Source organism: Hydrogenophaga sp. L310 (assembly GCF_055703065.1).
In genome coordinates, this window is record NZ_JBVPZA010000023.1 from 17,036 (window position 1) to 38,434 (window position 21,399).

Genomic DNA, 21,399 nt, shown 5'->3' on the forward strand with positions numbered 1-21,399 from the left:
GTGGTGAGAGCGCGCCGTTTCGGTGGACAAGTGCCGACCGGCACGCTGCCGCCGCCACGCTTCGAGGGGAAGGGACCACGCCGTGATCCTGGCCCTGCTCAACCAGAAAGGCGGCGTGGGCAAGACCACGCTGGCCACCCACATCGCGGGCGAACTCTCTCTGCGCGGTCATCAGGTGGTGCTGCTCGACGCCGATCCGCAGGGCTCGGCACTGGACTGGACCCAGCGCCGCAGCCAGCAGGGCCTGTCCAGGCTCTTCAGCGCCGTCGGCCTGGCCCGCGAAACCCTGCACCAGGAGGCGCCGGAACTCGCCCGGCGGGTCGATCACATCGTCATCGACGGCCCGCCGCGCATCGCGGCGCTGGCGCGCTCCGCGTTGCTGGCGGCCGACCGCGTGGTCATACCGGTGCAACCCAGCCCCTACGACCTGTGGGCCAGCGCCGAAATGGTGGCGCTGATCCGGGAGGCCCAGGTGTTCCGCCCGGCGCTGCGCGCGGCATTTGTCATCAACCGGCGCGTCAGCACCACCGTCATCGGTCGAGAAGCGCGCCAGGCGCTGGCCGAGCAGCCGCTGCCCGCGCTGCGCTCGGAGGTGCACCAACGCATCGTGTTTGCCGACAGCGTGGCCGCCGGGCGGCTGGCCTGCGAAACCGCACCCGACAGCGCGGCCGCACGCGAGGTGACCGCACTGGTCGATGAACTGCTGCGGTGGCCGTCATGACTGCGGAACACCCGTCACGCGGCAAGCGCATCGCCATCGGCGTGCGCCCGCCCGCCACCCCGCAGGCCGATGCCTGGGTGCGCCAGGGTGATGGCGAGGCACTGCAGAAAGGCGATCTGTTCACCGCCCGCTTGACCCTGGACGTCACGCCCACCATGCGCGCGCGCATCAAGGTCTCTGCGTTCACCCAAGGCACCACCGTGGCCGAACTGCTGCGCGCTCTGCTGGAGCGCGAATTCCCGGAATCCCGTTCGGAGACATCCCCATGAACATGCACACCACGCCCGATGGCACGGTTGCGCCCAGCGCAGCGCATTCGCCGCTGCCGCGGCCTGTTCCGCTGCAACACAGCCCGGCGTGCCCCCTGCCACAGACCCGCGTCTCACTGGCCTACATCCACCAGCGGTTCAACCTCTATCTGCGTTTCGGGCAGCCCGAACGCACCTTGCGACTCGACCACTGGCGGCGCTGCGCGATCTTCAATCCGTCTGCCATCTTCTGCCGGGTGCGCTGGCAGGCGAACGACCATGGCACCACGCTGTGGCAATTGATGGTGCTGCAGGCCGGCAATCCGCTGGATACCTTGCAGCGCCTGCCCGGTGTGCGCCCGGGAGCACGCCTGTTGCTGCAGGCCGAAGGCGAACTGAAGGTGCGCACCGTGCTGCAGCATATCGACGCCATCGAGGCTCAAGGCATCGACGCATGCACCGTCGCCGCCGCGTACTGGGGCACGCTGAGCAACCGCCTTGCGGCCTGGACCTCCGGCCCTTCGGTCGCTCCGCTGCAACTACCTACATTCACCGCCGACCGCCACGCCGCAGCGCGGGCCTCGAGGGACTTGCCATGAGCAGCCCGCGCGCTTCCATCCTTGCGCTCGGCGGCACAGCGACCGTCGCAATGGCAGCACTCGCCTGGGCCTCGTTCGCCAAGCCCTTGCCGCGTCTGGTTTACAACCCGTCTGACAGCGTTCCCGTGGGCTGGTACCGCGTCGATCTGTCGTTGCACCAGCCTACGTCTGACGTCTCAACGAAGCCCACATCGCTGCAGGTCGGCAGCATCGTGCTTGTCCGCCTGCCTGGTCAGGCCGCTGCACTGGCCGCGCAGCGCGGCTACCTGCCGCTGGAGGTGCCGCTGCTCAAACGCGTGGGTGCCGTAGCACCACAACGCGTGTGCATCGTTGGCCAGGCCTTGCGCATCGACGGCCACACTGTGACAGCCACCTTGCGCGCGGATCGCCTGGGTCGACCGCTGCAGGGCTGGCCGCAATGCCGCCGCTTGCGGGCTGGCGAAATCTTCCTGCTCAGCGTGACGAACCCGGCGTCGTTCGACAGCCGCTATTTCGGGCCGGTGCGCAGCACCGATGTCATCGGCACCGCGCACCCCCTGTGGCTGGAGACCCAGCCCTGACGGCCGCGCGACGGCAGTCGCCGCAGCCGCCGGCGCATCGCCTTACCGTGCCCGCCGGCCCGGTGGACGGCAAAGAGGCACGGAAAAAGATGCAGGGCAAGATAAAAGGTCGCGGCACCCGGCCGCTTGAAAACCCTGTCTGCACGTGGGGTTGGCGCGGCACGCGCCTGGGAGCGGGAGCGTGCCGCGACAGCGCGCAATGCCGCGGCGGCATTGGCGAAGACGCGTGCTTCGTTCGCCCGGCTGCGCTGCTCTTGGATGGAGACACAGCATGAGCAATCCAGACGATGTCCGCTTCAGAGTGCGGCCCGGTGCTCCGAAACAGCGAGGCGCAGCCTTCATCAACAAGGTGCTGCGCGAGACCAACAAGGCCGGCGCAAAGCTCGGCAAGACGATTGGGAAAGCCAGCCAGCGGCCCGGCTCCAGGTTGGGGCGCGGCCACGTCGCAGCCCGTTTTGCCGGAGCTTCGCTCATGCCCAATGCCCGGCGCGTGACGATCAAGGCTCGGCTGGTCAATCTGTCCAAGGCTGGGCTGCGTTCGACCGCCGCGCACCTGCGCTACATCGAACGCGAAGGGGTGGATCGCCAAGGCGGTCCGGGCCACGCCTATGGTACGACCACCGACGCGGCGGATACCGCTGCTTTCGAGGAGCGCGGGCGCGAGGATCGGCACCAGTTTCGCTTCATCGTTTCACCGGAAGATGCCGAACAACTCGACGATCTGCGCACCTATACCCGGCACCTGATGGCGCGCATTGAGTCCGACATGGGCACCCGGCTGGAATGGGTGGCAGTAGATCACTGGAACACCGACAACCCACACACGCACGTCGTCCTGCGCGGCAAGGACGACACTGGCAAAGACCTCATCATTTCCCGCGACTACATCGCCGAGGGGATGCACCGTCGGGCCGCTGAACTGGCAACCGAGTGGCTGGGGCCGCGCACCGAGCTGGAAATCCAGCGTGCTATGCAGCGTGAAGTCGACCAGGAGCGATGGACGGGGTTGGACCGCACCTTGCAGCGCGAGGTCAAGGACGGCCTGGTGCTGCCGGAGACACTGGCCGCACCCCGGCTGCTACGCCAGCGACAGATGCTGATCGGCCGCCTGCAGCACTTGCAGCGCATGGGCCTGGCGACCGAAAAGCAGCCCGGCATGTGGGCCATTCACGCCGTCGCCGAGTCCACGTTGCGAGCCATGGGCGAGCGTGGCGACATCATCCGCACCATGCAGCGTGCCATGAGCGGCCGGCAGCGCGAGCTGGCCGTGTTCCAACCCGGCGAGCATGGCCGCGCCATCGTCGGCCGCGTCGTCGGTAAGGGACTGGCCGACGAGCTGCATGACAAGGGCTACCTGATCGTCGACGGGATCGACGGCAAGGCGCACTACGTCGCGCTGCCGTCACGCTCGGAGCTGGAGCAATATCCAACCGGCGCCGTGGTGGAGGTGAAAGGCTCGGTCGACGTGCGAGTCGCCGACCGGAACATCACAGCGCTGGCCGTTGATGGCGTGTACCGCACCGATCACCATCTGGCCGTCGCGCAAGGTCAGGCCACGCCCAACCGTGATCCGCGTGAGGTGGTGGCGGCGCATGTGCGCCGGCTCGAAGCCCTGCGCCGTGCCGGCATCGTGGAGCGCGAGGCTGAAGGCGTCTGGCGCGTGCCGGGCGACCTTGCTGAGCGAGGCCGTCAGTACGACGCGCAACGTCTTGGCGGTGGTGTAGCGGTGGATCTGAAATCACGCCTTACGATTGAGCGGCAGGCCCGAGTGATCGGCTCCACCTGGCTTGATCAGCGGTTGATCAGCAGTGGCAAGGGGCTGGGTGACCTGGGCTTTGGTGCCGAGGTCAAGGCTGCGCTGCAGCAACGGGTTGATTTTCTGGCCGAACAGGGGCTGGCTGAGCAACGCGGGCAACGGGTGATTTTGGCTCCCAATCTGTTGGCGACGTTACGCGGACGCGAGTTGGCAAAGGCTGCACAGGACATTGCAGCAAAGACCGGCTTGGAGCATCGCCCGGTATCCGACGGTCGGCACGTGGCTGGCATCTATCGCCGCAGCGTCGTGCTGGTCAGCGGTCGCTTTGCGGTGCTCGATGACAGCATAGGGTTCAGCCTGGTGCCTTGGAAAGGGGCAATCGAGCCTTGGCTAGGACACCATCTCGCAGCGACTGTGCGCGGCAACCAAGTCTCCTGGGAATTGGGCAGACAGTTGGGGACGGCAGTATAGATAGAGGATGTTCGCTTGGACAAGCCAAACTGCAGGCTGGGTTTGTCAACTCAGACGTGAGCGCACCCAGTTCTGACTACGAAGCATGGCCGGCAGCAATTGCTCAATCATTTCACTGGCGGTCATGCGGTCTGCGCGGCTTGAAAGGCTCAGCGCACCCACCACAGAGCCCCCGAAGCTATAGAGTGGCACAGCAATAGACCGAACACCTACTTCAATCTCTTCGTTGCTCAACGCATAGCCGTTATCAGCGCAGGACACCAAGAGCTTACGAAGGCGCACAGGATCCGTGAGAGTGTGCGGCGTCAGCCGACACAGCGGCATGGCATTGAAAAGTGATTCAAAGTCGGCACCCGACTTTGAACTCAATAGCACACGTCCAGTCGCTGAGCAGTGCAGCGGCAATCGTGAGCCAACACCCAGACCCACCGTCAAACTCTTGCGTGCGGTAGAGCGAGCCGCAACCATTGCTTCCATTCCCTGGAGCACGACCACCGAAGCCGATTCTCGGGTTCGCTCACTCAAGGCATCCAGCGTGGGCTGCAACAAACGAGGCAATCGGGTCGAAGTCGAATACGCATAGGCCAAGCGCAGAACCCCGTGATCAAGCCAGAAGCGTTTGCCATCGGTCCGCGCGTAACCCCCTTGACACAGTGTCAGCAGACAACGTCGCGCGGCCGCCGGGCTAATACCGACCCGACGAGCCGCCTCAGACGAGGTCAGCCGCGCATGCTCATCGTCGAAAGCTTCGATCAGGCTCAGCCCCTTGGCGAGGCCGGCGATCAAGTCTTTCTCATGGTTTGGCGGGGGGAAAGAAATCGCATTCATGGGGCCGGCATCACTTTGACAAGCGTCAAAGATATTTTGACGTTTTTGCGATATGCGCAATTTTGACTATATCAACCTCGGGCGACAAACGCACACTACGCCCCGTTTTGACGACATGTCTGGCTTGGCCGGACTTCCACCACCCGAGGAGAAAACTTTTGAAAAAAATCACGATCTGGATCTGCTCGCTAGCCGCCTCTCTCACCTGGACCTGCGCGCAAGCCAACGAATTCCCCAGCAAGTTGCTACGTCTAGTTGTTCCGTTCCCGGCAGGTGGCACGGCCGATGTTCTACCGCGCATCCTGAGTGAAAAGCTGCGCACCCGTTTCCCGGCTGGCGTGATCGTGGAGAACAAACCTGGTGCAGGCGGAAACATTGGTGCCGAGTTTGTGGCCCGCTCCGAGCCAGATGGGCACACATTGCTGGTGTCCCCACCGGGACCCATCGCCATCAATCGCAGCCTGTACGCAAAGCTGACCTACGATGCGAGCCAGTGGGTTCCGGTCACGGTGCTGGCGGCTGTACCTAACGTCTTGGCGGTCAGCAACCGGCTACCGGTCAAGAATGTGGCCGAGCTCATCGCCTACCTCAAGGCCCATCCCGGCACTGTTTCCTATGCATCGCAGGGCAATGGCTCAACCTCGCACTTGACAGCCAACTTGTTCCAGTCCCTGACCGGAACACAGATGGTCCACGTTCCCTACAAAGGCACGGCACCCGCACTGACCGATCTCGCTGGAGGCCAGGTGGATGTCTTCTTTGACAACCTCGGCTCCGCAAGCTCGCTGTACAAGGCCGGCAGGATTCGGATCCTGGCGGTCGCAGACAGCAAGCGCGCGTCCATCGTCAAAGAAGTGCCAACCTTTGCGGAAGTCGGCTTCAGCGACATGCAAGCCGTGACCTGGTTCGCCGTCGTCGCACCACCCGGCACGCCGGCTGCCGTCGTCACGAAACTCAACAACGCACTGGTCGACATTCTCAAGCAGCCCGAAGTGCAACAGCGCTTTGCCGAGCAAGGCGCCGAAGCCGTGGGCAACACCTCAGAACAGATGGCCCAATTCGTTCGCGGAGAAGCCGCACGCTGGGCCAAGGTTATCAAGGATGCCAACGTCACGGTTGACTGACCAGCGACACATCTATCAGCAAACTCAAGGAAGCAACCATGCAACAGACTCACCCCATCACGTGGGTGCGGGGGCTACAAACCCGCGTACCGTATGCCGTCTACCAGCGCCAAGACATCCTCGAACAGGAACAGAAACGTGTCTACGAAGGTCCTGCCTGGAACTACCTCTGCCTGGAAGCTGAGATTCCCGAGCCAGGCAGCTATCGCACGACATTTGTCGGCCAAACACCCGTTGTTGTGGCACGCGACATGGACGGCGACATATACGCCTTCGAGAACCGCTGCTCCCACCGCGGTGCGCTGATCTGCCTGGAGAAATCCGGTACGGCCAAGGACTTCCAGTGCGTCTATCACGCTTGGACCTACAACCTGCAGGGCACACTCAAGGGTGTGGCCTTTGAAGCGGGTCTCGACGGTGCCGGCGGCATGCCGCCCTCCTTCTGCAAGGACAAGCACTCCCCGCGCAAACTGCGTATCGCTGTTTTCTGCGGCCTCGTGTTCGGCAGCTTCAGCGACGAGGTGGACAGCATTGAGGACTACCTAGGCCCAGAAATCTGCGCGCGCATTGAACGTGTGCTGAACAAGCCAGTGGAGGTTATCGGTCGCTTCACGCAGGCGCTGCCGAACAACTGGAAGCTCTACTTTGAGAACGTCAAGGACAGCTACCACGCCAGCCTGCTGCATCTTTTCTTCACCACCTTCCGCCTCAACCGCCTGTCGCAACGCGGCGCAGTGATCGTGAGCGAATCGGGTGGCCATCATGTGAGCTATTCCATGGTGGACGCGCCGCAGGCCGAAGCCGGCAAGCAATACCAGGAGCAGGGCCTGCGCTCCGACCAAGAGGGTTACAAGCTCGCCGACCCGACCTTGCTGGCCGGCTTCAAGGAATTCGAGGATGGCATCACGCTTCAGATCCTCTCGGTTTTCCCAGGCTTTGTGCTGCAGCAGATCCAGAACTGCCTTGCCATCCGCCAGGTGCTCCCGCGCGGGGTGGAAGAAACCGACCTGAACTGGACCTACCTCGGTTATGCCGACGACACGCCCGCTCAGCGTGAAGTGCGCCTCAAGCAGGCCAATCTGATCGGGCCAGCCGGTTTTGTCTCAATGGAAGACGGTGCCGTCGGTGGCTTTGTTCAACGCGGCATAGCGACCGCTGGCGACGACGAAGCAGTTATCGAGATGGGCGGTGACAGCACCTCTTCGAGCCCGTCGCGGGTGACCGAGGCCTCAGTGCGCGGCTTTTGGAAGCTGTATCGCCGCCTCATGGATATCTAGGAGCATCTGACATGAACAACACTCTTTCACTGCGCGAGCGGATCGCGGCATTTCAGGCGGCCTACATCCGCTGCATCGACACCAACCAACTGGAAAGCTGGCCAGAGTTCTTTCTGCCTCAATGCCAATACACCGTGACCACGGCCGACAACCAGCGCGACGGCTTGGCCGCCGGCCTGATCTGGGCCAACAACCGCGCCATGTTGCAGGACAGAATTTCGGCACTGCGCAACGCCAACGTCTACGAACGGCACAGCTACCGCCACCTCGTCGGCCTGCCCTTCATCACTGGCGAGCAGCCTGCAACAGCCAGTTGCGAAACGCCCTTCATGGTGGCCCGCATCATGCACGATGGGCACACCGACCTCTACTTCACCGGCGTCTATCACGACGAGTTCGACGCTTCGGGCGATGCCCTGCTCCTGCGCAGCCGTGTTGTGGTGTGCGACAGCAGCCGCGTCGATACCCTGCTGGCCGTCCCGCTGTGATCTCACAGGCTGTTCGAATTGCATTGCCGTTGGGTGACCCCAACGGCATCGGACCAGAAATTGCGCTCAAGACAGCCGCAGCCTATGCGGGACGCCCCGACGTTTGCCTGACGCTGTTCGGGCCACAGGTTGTACTTCAGCAGACGGCGCAGTGCCTTGGGCTGACTGACCTGTTGGCCGCCACGCCAGTGGTATTCACAGCGGCCATGCCGACCGGGACCTTCCAGCCTGGACGGGTGGGCGCAGAGGGTGGATTGGCCATGATCTCGGCTGCCAGCTCTGCCATCACCGCCACCCGGCGTGGCGATTTCGATGCGGTGGTGGCCGGCCCGCACCACGAAACCGCCGTGCATCTGGCAGGCATCCCTTTTTCGGGCTACCCCTCGCTGGTGGCACGTGTCTGCGGCCAGCCCGAGGACAGCGTATTTTTGTTACTGGTGGGCGGCGGCCTGCATATCGTGCATGCGACGCTGCACGAGAGCGTGCAGCACGCTCTCGACCGCCTGACGTCTGAACTGGTGGTGCAGGCTGCTCTGGCCGGCGTGCGCGCCATGCAGCGACTGGGCATGAACGCGCCGACCATCGGTCTGTTTGGCATCAATCCGCATGCAGGTGAAAACGGCCTGTTCGGAGATGCGGACGAGCGCATCACCAAGCCGGCCGCCGAACGCCTGCGCGCCGTCGGCCTACAGGTAGACGGCCCTATTGGGGCAGACACTCTGCTGGCGGAGCGCCGCCACGACTTGTATGTCGCCATGCTGCATGACCAGGGCCATATCCCGATCAAGCTGTTGAGTCCCAAACAGGCCAGCGCCATGTCAATCGGTGCCGACGTGATTCTGTCCAGCGTGGGTCACGGCAGCGCTATGGATATCGCTGGCCGGTGCATTGCCGATGCCAGGGCCATGATCAATACCGTCGCTCGGCTTGCTGCCGTGCCGGTCCCAACCTGAACCATTCAATGACGAATCAGATCAAGATCGAAGGCAGCGAAGTCGCCTTCTCCTGCGAGCACGGCGAGACTGTTCTCGATGCCGCCACACGCAACGGTATTGAACTGCCTTATTCGTGTCGCAAGGGCGTATGCGGCAATTGCCGCGGTTTGGTGCTCGAAGGCCAACTGGTGCCAAGCACCGCCGGCGGAAGCGCCGATGCCGGCATTCACGCGCCCAACGAGCATCTGTTCTGCCATGCACAGGCTGCCAGCGACTTGCTGATCCGGCCTCGTAGTTGGCAGCGCATCGACCCGGACGCGCGCAAGACCCTGCAAGCCAAGGTGTTCCGCGTGACGCAGGCGGCCAGCGACGTGACCGTGCTGCAACTGCGCTTTGCCGCCGGCATGCGTGCGAAGTTCCTGGCCGGTCAGTACCTGCAGGTAGTCCTACCCGATGGCCAGCGCCGCTCTTACTCCATGGCCAATGCGCCGCATGAGAGCGATGGCGTGCAGTTGCATATCCGTCATGTGCCCGGTGGCCACTTCAGTATGGACGTCTTGCCAGGCCTCAAACCTGGCGACTTCTTGCAGCTCGAATTGCCACATGGCGATTTCTGGCTGCGCGAGGACAGCGAGCGCCCCTTGGTCATGGTGGCTGGCGGTACCGGATTTGCCCCGCTCAAATCGATCATTGACCACATGGTGCGCCGCAAGATCTGGCGCCCACTGACGCTGTACTGGGGGTCGCGCCTGCCCGAAGGCCTCTATGCCCAAGAGACTATCGCCCGGTGGCAGCAGGGCCAGCTACGCGATCTGCGCTACGTACCGGTCGTCAGCGAAGTCGGCAATGACGTATTGTGGCGAGGCCGCACCGGCCTTGTTCACGAAGCCGTACTCTCGGATGAGGCCGACCTGAGCGGTCATGACGTTTACGCCTGCGGTGCTCCGGTCATGGTGGCAGCACTACGGCGCGCCTGTATCGAGCAGCGGGGCTTGCCGGAACAACGATTTTTCAGTGACGCCTTCGTAAGCCAGGCACTCCATGGAACTCGGTAGTCGAGCCTTGGCTAGGGAAGAAGCTCGCAGCATGGGCGCGCGGCAGTCAGGTCTCCCTGAAATTGGACCGTCAGTTGGGAACAGCGGTATTGATCAAGGTTGATTGGCGGTTACGACCCCATTGAGCATCGTGCTTTCGCATCGAAACACAGGGTGTTATCCACCACACGAACCGGCGCCACTATGGCAAATTCAACTGGTCACCGCACCAGCTTTCGCCGAGAGTTCGCGTGAAGCATCAAGCAACAACGCCACGATCTGCCGCACGCGCACGTCATCCAAGCGCGCGCTCGGGCCATAGACTGCAAGGGACCCAATCACTTTGCCTGCGGCGGTACTAAACGGCACTGCCATGGCCACCGCGCCCTTGATAAGCTCGTCTCGACTGATGGCGTAGCCAGCCTCTCGGATACGAACCAGTCCTTCAAGGTATGCCGGCTGCTGATCGGGCGGCACTTTACCGTCGAGGTAGCTGGCCGCGTCCTTTACAAAGGCTAGGATCGCTCGCCCGCTCGCACCCAGGATCACACTCTCACTGTGTCCCACTCCCCGCTTGAAGCTTAGCGGCTGCGGACTGGGAATTTCCGCCACGCAGACCCGCTCCCGGCCATGGTGAACCAGCAGCGCAACGGTCTCGCCAGTCTGCTCCCACAGGCGGCGCATCATGGGCTGCGACAACTCCGCCAAGTCTAAGCCTGAGGTCCAGACGTGGGCTAGGTGTGCCACCGAGGGTCCGAGTTGGAAGCGCTGCGGCTCGCCCACAGCCACTATGAAGCCACGCAACTCCAGGGTCTTCAGCAGACGATAAAGGGTGGGCCGGCTCAAGTCGACACGCCGCAAAAGTTCGCTTGCGCTCAGTTGCCGGTCGCCCGCCCGAAAGGCCAGCAGGATGTCAAGCGCGCGATCCACCGAGCGCACCCCCTCCCCCGATTTCTCTGCTGGAGCCCAACTGACGGTGCTTTCGTTACTCATGATCGTCCCGACTACTTTGTGCTGGTAGGTGGTGATTGTACGAAATACGTCCATCAGGCGGACATTTTGTCCATTTTCTTTGACATTAATCAAACGATCCAGATAATGGACAGGCGTCTCATCTGACGTACACCAATAGGAGACCCCAAATGAACAAGGAAATGTCTGAAACGCTTACCCGCGTCGGTCCCGGCACGCGCATGGGCAACCTGCTGCGCCGCTACTGGGTGCCAGCGCTGATGTCGAACGAGATCGCCGAGTCGGATAGCCCGCAGGTACGCGTGCAACTGCTGGGCGAAAAGCTGCTCGCGTTCCGCAACTCCGACGGCAAAGCCTGCTTGATCAGCGAGTTTTGCTCCCACCGCGGTGTGTCGCTGTACTTCGGCCGCAACGAGGAAAACGGCATTCGCTGCGCCTATCACGGTGTCAAGTTCGATGGCATGGGCCAGTGCGTGGACGTGCCGTCATCGCCCCAGGCTTGCGCCCGGATGCACATCAAGGGCTACCCCTGCATTGAGCGCGGCGGCATCGTTTGGACCTACATGGGTCCGGCCGACCAACAGCCTGCAGCGCCTGAACTTGAGTGGTGCACGTTGCCACCCGAGCATGTGTTTGTGTCCAAACGGCTGCAGTATTCGAACTATCTCCAAGCTATGGAAGGCGGCATCGACACCGCGCACGTGTCATATGTGCACAGCTTCGAGGTGGACGGCGACCCCATGCACCAGGGCGTCAAGGCGCTGGACTACATCAAGGCCGACGGCAATGTGAGCTTCGAGATCGAAAAGCAGCCCTTTGGACTGAGCCTGTTCGGCCGTCGGCTGGGCGAGCCCGACTCCTACTACTGGCGCATCACGCAGTGGTTGTTCCCCTGGTTCACACTGATCGCGCCATTTGGCAACCACGCGCTGGGAGGCCACGTTTGGGTGCCGATCGACGACCACAACTGCTGGGCCTGGAGCATCAACTGGCAGCCTGATCGACCGCTCACGGCCGAGGAGCGCACCGCAATGGAGGCCGGCAAGGGCATCCACGTCGAATACGAGGCACCGGGCAGCTATATCCCGAAATTCAGCCGCGACAACGACTACGGCATGGATCGCCAGGCCCAAAAGGACAAACGTTCCTATAGCGGCATCTTCGGCTTCGCGGCCCAGGACTACTCGTTACAAGAAAGCATGGGCCCCATCCAGGACCATGAAGCGGAAATGCTGTTGCCAACCGACAAGGCCATCGTGATGGCGCGGCGCATGCTGCACGAAGCCGCATTGGGCTTAGAGCAAGGCGACACACCGCCAGCGCTGAACGCCAGCGAGCAACACGTGCGTCCTGCCGGCGTGCTCCTGCCCCGAAACCAGGACCCCGTCGAATGGGCTCGCCAGAACCTAGCCGATGCCACTAGCAAGCCGGTCTTCAGCCTTTGAAGACATCTATTGCCATCCCTACGACAACAAGGAGACAACCCATGACATTCATCCGCAGGATGCTCGCCGCAACACTGATCGCCACTGCGACGACCTCTTCCGCCTGGGCTCAGGGCACGCCAAACTGGCGTCCCAGCAAGCCTGTACGCATCGTCGTACCCATAGTCGGTAGCACCAACGACGTGTTGGCCCGTCTGATCGCCCCGGAGTTGCAGAAGGCTTTCGGTCAACCCTTCGTGGTGGAGAACAAACCCGGCGCGGGCGGCAACATCGGTGCCCTTGAAGTCTCGCGCGCTGCGCCAGATGGCCATACGCTGCTGGTGGGCTACAACGGACCACTGGCGATCAACGTGACGCTGTTTGACAAGATGCCTTACGACCCGACCAAGGACTTGGCACCTATCACGCTGGCAGTCAAATCGCCTCAGTACCTGGTGGCAAATCCTGCGGCAGGCTTCACCAACGTGAAAGACTTCATCGCCAAGGTCAAGGCTGAACCTGCCCGGTTTTCCTACGGCTCCGTGGCCATGGGCAGTGCTTCGCACCTGACCATGGAGATGATGAAGTCTGCGGCCGGCTTCCACATGACGCACATTCCCTATCGCGGCGCTGGTCCTGCTGTCACCGATCTGATCGCAGGCAACGTGCAGGCGGGCTTTTTCGTACCCGGCAACGTGCAGGGGTTCGTGAAGGAAGGCCGTCTCAAGCTGCTGGCCTCCACTGGCCAAAAGCGATTCCCGAGCACGCCGGATGTTCCAACGCTCGCCGAGTCGGGACTCAAGGACTTCGAGGCCACTTCATGGATCGGCTTCCTCGCGCCGCCGGCCACGCCACCGGGAATCATCAACCGTTACAACGAAGAGATAGTTCGCATCCTGAAGTCACCCGAAACACAGAAGCGGTTGCATGAGATGGAGTTCGAGATCGTCGCCAGCAGCCCCAAGGAGTTCAGTGACTGGATTGGCACTGAGATTGGGCGCTGGGGCAAAATCATCAAGAGCACGGGCGCCAAAGCGGAGTGAGCTGAGATGAACACTTCCCGACTGGCGGGGCGCACCGCACTGATCACCGGCGCTGGCGCTGGCATCGGTGCGGCCGCCGCCGCGATTTTCAGCCGCGAAGGTGCGGCTGTACTGATGGTGGATGCGAACACGCAAGCGCTGGAGAGCACGCGCGCATTGATCGAAAAAACGCAGCCCGACGCACGACTAGCGTGCGTGGCGGCCGATGTGGCAGACGAGGCCGCAGCCCTCGCGGCGGTAGCTCAGTGCATCGCGCTCTGGGGCGGGCTGGACATCCTGGTCAACAACGCCGCTATGCGCAATTACAGCGCAGCCGCAGATGCCACTCCCGCCGAATGGCAGGCCATGGTCAATGTCAACTTGGTGGGTATGTCCAACTACTGCCGCGCTGCGTTGCCAGCGCTGCGGCACTCCGGCATCGGCAGCATCGTCAACGTCTCCTCGTGCTATGCAGTCACTGGCCGCAAGGGCATGGCGCTGTACGACGCGACCAAGGCAGCGCAGTTGGCCTATACGCGCACGCTGGCCTTCGAAGAGGCACCGTGCGGAGTCCGCGCCAATGCCATCTGCCCCGGTTCGACGTTGACTGACTTCCACCTTGGCCGAGCGAGCAGTGCCGGCAAGAGTGCCGATCAGCTGAGGACCGAGCGCAAAGACACCTCACTGGTCGGCCGCTGGGCCGACCCCGCCGAGATCGCTTGGCCCATCCTCTGGCTCGCGTCCGGCGAGGCCTCGTTCATCACCGGCACCACGCTGATGGTGGATGGCGGCCTGCACATCATGTAAGTCATGGCCACAACTACTCTGCAGGCGCTCGTCTTCCAGATGCGCCACGAAGCCTCGGGCATTATCAGTGTCGAACTACGACCCACCACGCCAGCATCTGCATTTCCCGTTGCCGCCGCCGGCGCGCACGTGGACCTGCACCTAGGCAACGGTCTGGTTCGCAGCTATTCCTTAATCAACCCGGGGGACACACATCGCTACGTTGTGGCGGTGCTCAACGACAGACGCAGCCGGGGCGGGTCACGCTTCGTGCACGAACAGCTTCGCGTTGGGCAGGTGATCACCCTCGGCGGGCCGCGCAACCACTTCCGACTGGACGAGGACGCGCGACACAGCGTGCTACTGGCCGGTGGCATTGGCATTACACCGATCTACGCCATGCTGCAACGCCTCGCGGCGCTAGGGCGCGAGGCGCACCTCGTCTATTGCGCGCGAAGCCGTTCCGAGGCGGCCTTTCTGGCCGAAATCGAGGCAATTGCCAGTGCAAGTGACACCCGGCTTTCGCTGCGATGCCATTTCGACGGCGAGCAAGGCGGACCGCCAGACCTTGAACGCTTGCTCGCCGGCCATCCACCGGACGCACACTTTTATTGCTGCGGCCCCGGGCCCATGCTCGATGCCTACGAACGCGCTTGCGAGCGTTTGGGACAGCACAACGTCCACCTAGAGCGCTTTGCTGCTACCACGACGGCCCCCCCAGCGACACCTTCAAGTGGCTACACGGTAGAACTGCGCAGGAGTGGCCGCACGGTCCAGGTGCCACCCGGCATACCTCTGCTCGACGCGCTCATCGAGGCCGGACTCAACCCCGACCACAGTTGCCGCGAAGGCGTGTGCGGAGCGTGCGAAACCAGGGTTATCTCTGGTGATGTCGATCACCGCGACCAACTGTTGTCCAAACAGGAACGCGCGGCCAACAAGTCCATGATGATCTGTGTCTCATCTTGCCGCTCGGGCTGCCTGGTACTTGACGCCTGAAGTCCAGCACCTCGTTCACAGCAATTTCTCAGTCTTCAGCTGGTGACGCAAGGTCGCTCGCGTGAGGCTCAACCACGCCTTTCCATCTGGTGACTTTGCAAGCCACTCCACGGAGGTCTTTACTGGAAATTCAACTCGACAAGTCACTCCCAAAACAATATTATTAGCAATCTAACTATAATTGGAGACGTACTGTGGCGTTCGCCAGCCAGAAAGATTTTGTGTCCGGACTCATGTTCATGGCCGTGGGCGGCGCGTTCGCCTGGGGTGCTGTGGACTATGAAATCGGCAATGCCGCCCGCATGGGCCCCGGCTACTTTCCCTTCATGCTCGGCCTCATCCTGGTCTTGCTCGGGGTTCTGGTCACCTTCAACGCGTTCAAATCCGGCCCGCCCGGTGGCGACAAGATCGGCGCACTCGCCTGGCGTCCGCTGGTGTTCATCCTGGGTGCCAACCTGCTGTTCGGTGCACTGCTGGTGGGCATTCCCGCCTTCGGCCTGCCGGCTTTCGGCCTGATCGTGGCGATCTTCGGCCTGGTGATCATGGCCGGCTACGCCCGCGAAGGCGCCCAGCTCAAAGAGTCGGTGATCCTGGCCGCCATCCTGGCCGCCGGCAGCTACCTCGCTTTCGTGAAACTGCTGAACCTGCAGTTCCCGGTCCTGCCCTGGTTCCTCGCGAACTGAACCCGAGGAGACACGCACATGGATCTGATCAACAACCTCGCGCTGGGCTTTGGCGTTGCCTTCACCCTGCAGAACCTTGTCTACGCCTTCATCGGCTGCCTGCTGGGCACGCTGATCGGCGTGCTGCCTGGCATCGGCCCGCTGGCCACCATCGCCATGCTGCTGCCCGCCACCTACGGCCTGCCGCCGGTGGCCGCGCTCATCATGCTGGCCGGCATTTACTACGGCGCCCAGTACGGCGGCTCCACCACTGCCATCCTGGTCAACCTGCCGGGTGAATCGTCCTCGGTCGTGACGGTGATCGACGGGTACCAGATGGCCCGCAAGGGCAGGGCAGGCCCGGCACTGGCTGCGGCCGGCCTGGGTTCGTTCTTCGCTGGTTGCGTCGGCACGCTGATCCTGGCGGGCTTCGCGGCGCCGCTGACCGAACTGGCGCTCGAGTTCGGCCCGGCCGAATACTTCTCGCTGATGATCGTGGGCCTGATCGGTGCCGTGGTGCTGGCTTCCGGCTCCCTGCTCAAGGCCCTGGCCATGATCGTGCTGGGCCTGCTGCTCGGCCTGGTCGGGACCGACGTGAACTCCGGCGTCGCGCGCTACAGCTTCGACATCCCGGAACTCACCGACGGCATCAGCTTCCTGGCCATCGCCATGGGCGTGTTCGGCTACGGTGAAATCATCCAGAACCTGTCGCACCCGGACGAAAAGCGCGAAGTGTTCACCGGCAAGGTCAACGGCATCATGCCCACCGCTGAAGACTTCAAGAACATGATTCCCGCCGTGCTGCGCGGCACCGCGCTGGGTTCGGCGCTGGGCATCCTGCCCGGCGGCGGCGCGCTGCTGTCGGCCTTCACGGCCTACACCATCGAAAAGAAGACCAAGCTCAAGCCGGGTGAAGTGCCCTTCGGCCAAGGCAACATCCGCGGTGTGGCGGCGCCCGAGTCGGCCAACAACGCCGGTTCGCAAACCTCCTTCATCCCGCTGCTGACGCTGGGCATCCCGCCCAACGCCGTGATGGCGCTGATGGTCGGCGCCATGACCATCCACAACATCCAGCCGGGCCCGCAGGTCATGACCAGCAACCCCGAACTGTTCTGGGGCCTCATCGCTTCGATGTGGATCGGTAACCTGATGCTGGTGGTGCTGAACCTGCCGCTGATCGGCATCTGGATCAAGCTGCTGACCGTGCCCTACAAGTGGCTGTTCCCGGCCATCGTGCTGTTCTGTGCGATCGGCGTGTACTCGACCAACAACAACAGTTTCGACATCTGGATGGTGGCGCTGTTCGGCCTGATCGGTTACGGCTTCATCAAGCTCGGCTGCGAGCCCGCCCCCTTGTTGCTGGGCCTGATCCTGGGTCCGATGATGGAGGAGTATCTGCGCCGTGCACTGTTGATCTCGCGTGGCGACTGGTCAGTGTTCGTCACCCGTCCGCTGTCCGCCAGCCTGCTGGTCGTCGCTGCGATCTTGTTGGCGGTGGTGCTGATGCCCTCGGTCAAGAAAAAGCGCGAAGAGGCTTTTGTTGAGGACTGAAAGTGCCGTAGTACTAGAGGCAATATTTGCGTTTCCCGCAATGACTACATGAGGCTATCAATATGACCGAAATCATAAAATCGAACAACGATTCGCCCCTTGACAATTTTTCCAACTGTCATGAAGGAATTATTTCACATCTTAATGAATTTGGACAAATCACTGACCTTATTAAAGCCGCAACAAGTGCTCGCAAGATTGCCGACGATACCGTCACATTTTTCAGAGTCGCTGTATTTGATCATCACGCAGAAGAAGAAAGAGATCTATTTCCTGCAGTCCTTGCCAATGCAAAGCCTGGCGAGGAGCAGTCCGTCGTGCAGATGATGATCGACGGACTTATAGCAGAGCACCGCGAGATCGAATCCCAGTGGAGTCGTATAGAACCGAAGCTTGTGAAACTTGCCAAAGGGCACCTCATCGAAATCGATGACACGGCTGTTCAACGGCTCGTGATTCAATACACGGCACATGCTAGACTGGAAGAGCGCGAATTCTTACCTCTAGCAGAAAAGATCCTTGGTCGGAAAGATCCCGAATTGGCGACGCTTGGACTCGCTCTACACACACGCCACGTCATTCGTGCAGCTCGTCGCGGCTTACGGGGCTCCTGAATGCAGAATGACGAGACCCAAAAACCACGAGGATGGAAAATGCAACAAGCATGTGAAGTCCCCTTGAAAACCTGAACCACCCGGAGGTAGAGAATTCCCTCAGTCCCCCAACCTCTACTTCTGATTGACTCGGGAATTCAAGGGGACTTCAAGCTCCACTCTAGTTGTCCGTGGCTATTGCCGTAAGCTCTGCTGCGCCGGTTTCATTACCTTTTCGTATAACTATTTTCGAAGCCGCCGAGCTCGAACAAACCAGTAGTTCGGATAATTCAGCGAAGCGATTTCGATGCCTATTGCAGCCTGTTTCGCCCATTCCGGGCGCATGTACCCCACGGCTTATGCATGATGCGCGTCCCACCAGCCGCCTATGCTGCCCATGCGCATCGGGTTGTAGGTTGCAAAGCACAGCAATGCCTGGTCCGTGAGCTTGGCCTGACCAATGACTTTGGTCTTTGCTTCAGCTTTATTTGCGCCTGTGCATGGTGGCGGGCGTGTCGCCGAACTGGCAAAACGCGTTGGGTACTTTGCTCACTCGCGCACTCGCCGGCTCAGTCCAGCGCCCTGTCGGCGCTCGGTTCTGAATAAGTCAGGGGCGACCATGTAAGGTTCCCTAGGGAAGGTCTGCACAACACCTGCCGCAGCGTGAGTTGATGCACGTGATTTCGGATGGCCGCGATTTCAGGCTTGCAAGGTCGGTTTGAAGGCCGATTTCTCCCCGATTCGCCGCCCTCTGGCTGCTTGCAGACGCACTCATTCCCGCATCTCCTGCAGCAACGTGCGCCGCACCATCCACAGGTTGGACAGCGCAAACAGCGTGTGCAACTGAGCCGTGTTCTTGGCCAGCCCGCGGTAGCGCACCTTCACATGCCCGAACTGGTGCTTGATCACCCTAAACGGGTGTTCGACCTTGGCCCGGATGCGCGCCTTGACCTGTTCGAGCTGGTCCAGGATGGCGCCCCTGGGCGTGCTCTTGTCCAGCACCTTGCGCTTGCCCGGCCGCATCGCCACGTGCCAGTTGACCCCAATGTCTTGCGTCTCTTGTCGTTTGCTCACACCCTGGTAACCCGCGTCGGCGAACACATCGGTTTCTGCCCCGTGCACCAGCGCATGCGCCTGCGTCACGTCGTTGACGTTGGCCGCCGTGCCCACCACCGTGTGCACCAGGCCCGAGTCGGCATCCACACCGATGTGTGCCTTCATCCCGAAGTGCCACTGATTGCCCTTCTTGGTCTGGTGCATCTCGGGGTCACGTTCTCCGCTGCTGTTCTTGGTCGAACTCGGCGCAGCGATCAGCGTGGCATCGACCACGGTGCCGCTCTTGAGGAGCAAGCCCTTGGCAGCCAGCGTGGCGTTGACAGTGGCCAGGATCTGCAAGCTCAGGTTGTGAGCTTCGAGCAGATGGCGGAACCGAAGAATCGTGCTCTCGTCGGGCAGGTTGTCTTCACCGGCGTCCAGCCCCGCAAACTCGCGGAACAGCGCCATGTCGTACAGCGCTTCCTCCATCGCCGGGTCCGAAAGGTTGAACCACTGCTGCAGGAAGTGGATGCGCAGCATGGTCTGGACGGCAAACGGCGGGCGTCCGCCCTTGGCGCCGGGAGCAGGTGCGTGTGGTGCGATTAAAGAGACCAACTCGGCCCAGGGCACCACAAGGTTCATCTCGTCCAGGAATTCGCGCTTGCGCGTCCTCTTGGTCTTGCGCTCGAATCCGCTCTCGCCCAGGCCCATTTGCTTCATGCCGACACTGTCTCACATCAGGCCAGAACGGCCGAGGTTGTGCAGACCTTCCCTAACTCACCCGACCATTTCAGAAAAAGGCAGCCTACGGGTAAAGAGATCGAAGATGAAATCAAGACCTATGATCACGGCTCAATGCCGTTTTGCATGGAACTTGACCTTCAACTCCGATGCGTGGTGAGGCCTGCGAAGCGCGGCGCTGCGTGCTCGAACGGGTTGGCTGGAAGGTGCTTGAGCTTGGACAGGCGCAGGTACGCAATGGCGATGAAGTTCCTGCTCGTTCTGAATCCGCGTGCGGCCCGCTTGGCGTTTTGCATTAGCCCATTCATGGCCTCCACAAACGCGTTGCTGCGTCCTTGCTGCATGCCCGCGATGACGCCTTCAAAGTGCGTCTTGAGCGTGCGTGCGAGCCGCTTGAAGGGCTCCAGGCGCGAGCGCATGGCCCAGGCGATCCAGCGCCCAAGTCCCGTGCGCGCCACCTCCTCGCTCTGACTGTGCGCCGCTGTCTCATACACCTCCCGCAGCGCCCCCTTCATGCGCCAGGCCCGTGCGCTTTGCAAGTTCGTGCGCTGCAGGGCGTACATCGCCTGTATGTGCCGCTGATTCCAGCTCGCATGGTGCGTGCGCATGGCCCAGCTCAGACTGCGCCTGCTGGCGCGGTCCAGCTCGCCCAGCGCTTGCGCCACGGCGTTGGGTCGGCTTTTGAATTCGGCCGCGCGCACCTCATCCATGGCCTTGCCCGCCAGTGCCGCCACATGAAAGCGGTCATAACAGATGGCCGCCTGCGGCAGTTGCTGCTGTGCCCCCTTCAGGTAGGCCGCACTCATGTCCATGCTCACATGGCTGATCGCCTGGGCGCTGCCGCCATGCTCGGACAGGTCTTTGGTGAAGGCATTGACCGTCTGGTGATCGCGTCCCTCGGTGACAAAGAGCAGGCGCTTTTGCTGCAGATCGTGCACGGCCGTGACGTATTCGTGGCCCTTGCGCAGACTGGTCTCGTCAATGCCGATGTGGCGCACGCCGCTCATGTCGTCCTTCTGACGCGCAAGCTTGACGTAGTGGTCAATGCGCCGCCACAAGGCTTTGGCGTCGGCGCGCAGGTGACGGGCCGCGTGGGCCACGGGCAGTTCTTTGCACAGGCTCAGCGCCAGCGCTTCAAACAGCAGCGTGAAGCCGCTGCCCTCGCGCGCCCAGGGCACCGGCACCTGGCTGGTCTTGCCGCAGGCGGTGCAGGCTACGCGGGGTATGGCCGCGTGCAGCCAGGCCTCGAACTGGAAGAAATCCAGATGGCGCCACGATCGCTCAATGCTCTCGTGGATGCCTTGATCGGGTGCGCCGCAGTGTGGGCAGGTCAGACGCCGCTCGGTGCAGACCACTTCAAAGTCAATGCGTTTCTTGGCGGTGCTCAACTCGGCGCGCTCGACACGCCAGGGGGCTTGCAACCCAAGGGCTGCGGTGAACAGGGCTTCGGTGCTCAGGCTCATGGTCGGTTACGAAGTTGTCAGGGTGGCGGCAACCAGAGTATCCAGCAACCTCACTCACTCACCACGCATCGGAGTTGAAGGTCAAGTTCCATGCAAAACGGCATTGAGCC

21 protein-coding genes and 1 pseudogene are annotated in these 21,399 nt (G+C 62.2%); 17 read left to right on the forward strand and 5 right to left on the reverse strand.

Annotation, left to right across the window (positions count from 1 at the left end):
* Positions 1 to 82 precede the first annotated feature (82 nt).
* From parA to AC0GNO_RS22490, 5 genes are all read left to right on the forward strand, one after another.
* The gene (parA, locus tag AC0GNO_RS22470; RefSeq protein ID WP_472905587.1) at positions 83 to 721 is read left to right on the forward strand and encodes a ParA family partition ATPase; all 639 of its coding nucleotides are present in this window, start codon (positions 83 to 85) and stop codon (positions 719 to 721) included.
* Positions 718 to 990: a chromosome partitioning protein ParB gene (locus AC0GNO_RS22475; protein ID WP_472905588.1), complete on the forward strand. Its 273-nt coding sequence runs from the start codon at positions 718 to 720 to the stop codon at positions 988 to 990. The genes parA and AC0GNO_RS22475 overlap by 4 nt, the downstream gene beginning before the upstream one ends.
* On the forward strand, positions 987 to 1,568 hold the full coding sequence (locus tag AC0GNO_RS22480) for a DUF2840 domain-containing protein (RefSeq protein ID WP_472905589.1): 582 nt from the start codon (positions 987 to 989) through the stop codon (positions 1,566 to 1,568). Before AC0GNO_RS22475 ends, AC0GNO_RS22480 begins: the two co-directional genes overlap by 4 nt.
* Entirely contained in the window at positions 1,565 to 2,128 is a 564-nt protein-coding gene (locus AC0GNO_RS22485; RefSeq protein ID WP_472905590.1) for a S26 family signal peptidase, read from the forward strand. Before AC0GNO_RS22480 ends, AC0GNO_RS22485 begins: the two co-directional genes overlap by 4 nt.
* Positions 2,129 to 2,399: 271 nt before the next feature.
* The gene (locus AC0GNO_RS22490; RefSeq protein ID WP_472905591.1) at positions 2,400 to 4,355 is read left to right on the forward strand and encodes a DUF3363 domain-containing protein; all 1,956 of its coding nucleotides are present in this window, start codon (positions 2,400 to 2,402) and stop codon (positions 4,353 to 4,355) included.
* A gap of 45 nt (positions 4,356 to 4,400) precedes the next feature.
* Here the strand turns inward: AC0GNO_RS22490 and AC0GNO_RS22495 are convergent, their stop codons facing one another.
* Positions 4,401 to 5,183, reverse strand: a complete 783-nt coding sequence (locus AC0GNO_RS22495; RefSeq protein ID WP_472905592.1) for an IclR family transcriptional regulator domain-containing protein — start codon at positions 5,181 to 5,183, stop codon at positions 4,401 to 4,403.
* Between the two features lie 158 nt (positions 5,184 to 5,341).
* On the opposite strand from AC0GNO_RS22495, the gene AC0GNO_RS22500 reads away from it, so the two are divergent.
* The 5 genes from AC0GNO_RS22500 to AC0GNO_RS22520 are packed head-to-tail and all read left to right on the forward strand — an operon-like array spanning position 5,342 to position 10,062.
* Entirely contained in the window at positions 5,342 to 6,307 is a 966-nt protein-coding gene (locus AC0GNO_RS22500; protein ID WP_472905593.1) for a Bug family tripartite tricarboxylate transporter substrate binding protein, read from the forward strand.
* Positions 6,308 to 6,345: 38 nt separating this feature from the next.
* The gene (locus AC0GNO_RS22505) at positions 6,346 to 7,584 is read left to right on the forward strand and encodes a Rieske 2Fe-2S domain-containing protein (RefSeq protein ID WP_472905594.1); all 1,239 of its coding nucleotides are present in this window, start codon (positions 6,346 to 6,348) and stop codon (positions 7,582 to 7,584) included.
* 11 nt (positions 7,585 to 7,595) lie between these two features.
* Positions 7,596 to 8,072 carry an aromatic-ring-hydroxylating dioxygenase subunit beta gene (locus AC0GNO_RS22510; RefSeq protein ID WP_291096917.1) on the forward strand — a complete coding sequence of 159 codons (477 nt, stop codon included), beginning with the start codon at positions 7,596 to 7,598 and terminating at the stop codon, positions 8,070 to 8,072.
* Positions 8,069 to 9,025, forward strand: coding sequence for a PdxA family dehydrogenase (locus AC0GNO_RS22515; RefSeq protein ID WP_472905595.1), 957 nt, complete (start codon positions 8,069 to 8,071; stop codon positions 9,023 to 9,025). Before AC0GNO_RS22510 ends, AC0GNO_RS22515 begins: the two co-directional genes overlap by 4 nt.
* 8 nt (positions 9,026 to 9,033) lie before the next feature.
* Complete coding sequence (locus AC0GNO_RS22520) at positions 9,034 to 10,062, forward strand: 2Fe-2S iron-sulfur cluster-binding protein (protein WP_472905596.1); 1,029 nt, start codon at positions 9,034 to 9,036, stop codon at positions 10,060 to 10,062.
* Between the two features lie 192 nt (positions 10,063 to 10,254).
* Here the strand turns inward: AC0GNO_RS22520 and AC0GNO_RS22525 are convergent, their stop codons facing one another.
* Positions 10,255 to 11,127, reverse strand: coding sequence for an IclR family transcriptional regulator (locus AC0GNO_RS22525; protein WP_472905597.1), 873 nt, complete (start codon positions 11,125 to 11,127; stop codon positions 10,255 to 10,257).
* A 56-nt stretch (positions 11,128 to 11,183) separates the two neighbouring features.
* Here AC0GNO_RS22525 and AC0GNO_RS22530 point away from each other — a divergent pair, with 56 nt between their 5' ends.
* From AC0GNO_RS22530 to AC0GNO_RS22560, 7 genes are all read left to right on the forward strand, one after another.
* Complete coding sequence (locus tag AC0GNO_RS22530; protein ID WP_291096925.1) at positions 11,184 to 12,458, forward strand: aromatic ring-hydroxylating dioxygenase subunit alpha; 1,275 nt, start codon at positions 11,184 to 11,186, stop codon at positions 12,456 to 12,458.
* A 41-nt stretch (positions 12,459 to 12,499) separates the two neighbouring features.
* On the forward strand, positions 12,500 to 13,480 hold the full coding sequence (locus AC0GNO_RS22535) for a Bug family tripartite tricarboxylate transporter substrate binding protein (RefSeq protein WP_291096927.1): 981 nt from the start codon (positions 12,500 to 12,502) through the stop codon (positions 13,478 to 13,480).
* Positions 13,481 to 13,486: 6 nt separating this feature from the next.
* The gene (locus AC0GNO_RS22540) at positions 13,487 to 14,266 is read left to right on the forward strand and encodes an SDR family NAD(P)-dependent oxidoreductase (protein ID WP_291096929.1); all 780 of its coding nucleotides are present in this window, start codon (positions 13,487 to 13,489) and stop codon (positions 14,264 to 14,266) included.
* Between the two features lie 3 nt (positions 14,267 to 14,269).
* A complete protein-coding gene (locus AC0GNO_RS22545) occupies positions 14,270 to 15,244 on the forward strand; it encodes a PDR/VanB family oxidoreductase (RefSeq protein WP_472905598.1) in 975 nt (324 codons plus the stop codon).
* Positions 15,245 to 15,438: 194 nt separating this feature from the next.
* Positions 15,439 to 15,927 carry a tripartite tricarboxylate transporter TctB family protein gene (locus tag AC0GNO_RS22550; protein WP_472905599.1) on the forward strand — a complete coding sequence of 163 codons (489 nt, stop codon included), beginning with the start codon at positions 15,439 to 15,441 and terminating at the stop codon, positions 15,925 to 15,927.
* 18 nt (positions 15,928 to 15,945) lie between these two features.
* On the forward strand, positions 15,946 to 17,457 hold the full coding sequence (locus AC0GNO_RS22555) for a tripartite tricarboxylate transporter permease (RefSeq protein WP_374406868.1): 1,512 nt from the start codon (positions 15,946 to 15,948) through the stop codon (positions 17,455 to 17,457).
* A gap of 62 nt (positions 17,458 to 17,519) precedes the next feature.
* The gene (locus AC0GNO_RS22560; protein ID WP_374406866.1) at positions 17,520 to 18,071 is read left to right on the forward strand and encodes a hemerythrin domain-containing protein; all 552 of its coding nucleotides are present in this window, start codon (positions 17,520 to 17,522) and stop codon (positions 18,069 to 18,071) included.
* Between the two features lie 336 nt (positions 18,072 to 18,407).
* Here the strand turns inward: AC0GNO_RS22560 and AC0GNO_RS22565 are convergent.
* The 3 genes and pseudogenes from AC0GNO_RS22565 to AC0GNO_RS22575 form a co-directional block, all read right to left on the reverse strand.
* Positions 18,408 to 18,527 (reverse strand): annotated as a pseudogene (locus tag AC0GNO_RS22565) (IS5/IS1182 family transposase); the annotation flags it as partial.
* A 294-nt stretch (positions 18,528 to 18,821) separates the two neighbouring features.
* Positions 18,822 to 19,805 carry an IS5 family transposase gene (locus tag AC0GNO_RS22570; RefSeq protein ID WP_472905600.1) on the reverse strand — a complete coding sequence of 328 codons (984 nt, stop codon included), beginning with the start codon at positions 19,803 to 19,805 and terminating at the stop codon, positions 18,822 to 18,824.
* A 161-nt stretch (positions 19,806 to 19,966) separates the two neighbouring features.
* Complete coding sequence (locus AC0GNO_RS22575) at positions 19,967 to 21,289, reverse strand: ISL3 family transposase (protein ID WP_472905210.1); 1,323 nt, start codon at positions 21,287 to 21,289, stop codon at positions 19,967 to 19,969.
* Between the last annotated feature and the right edge of the window lie 110 nt (positions 21,290 to 21,399).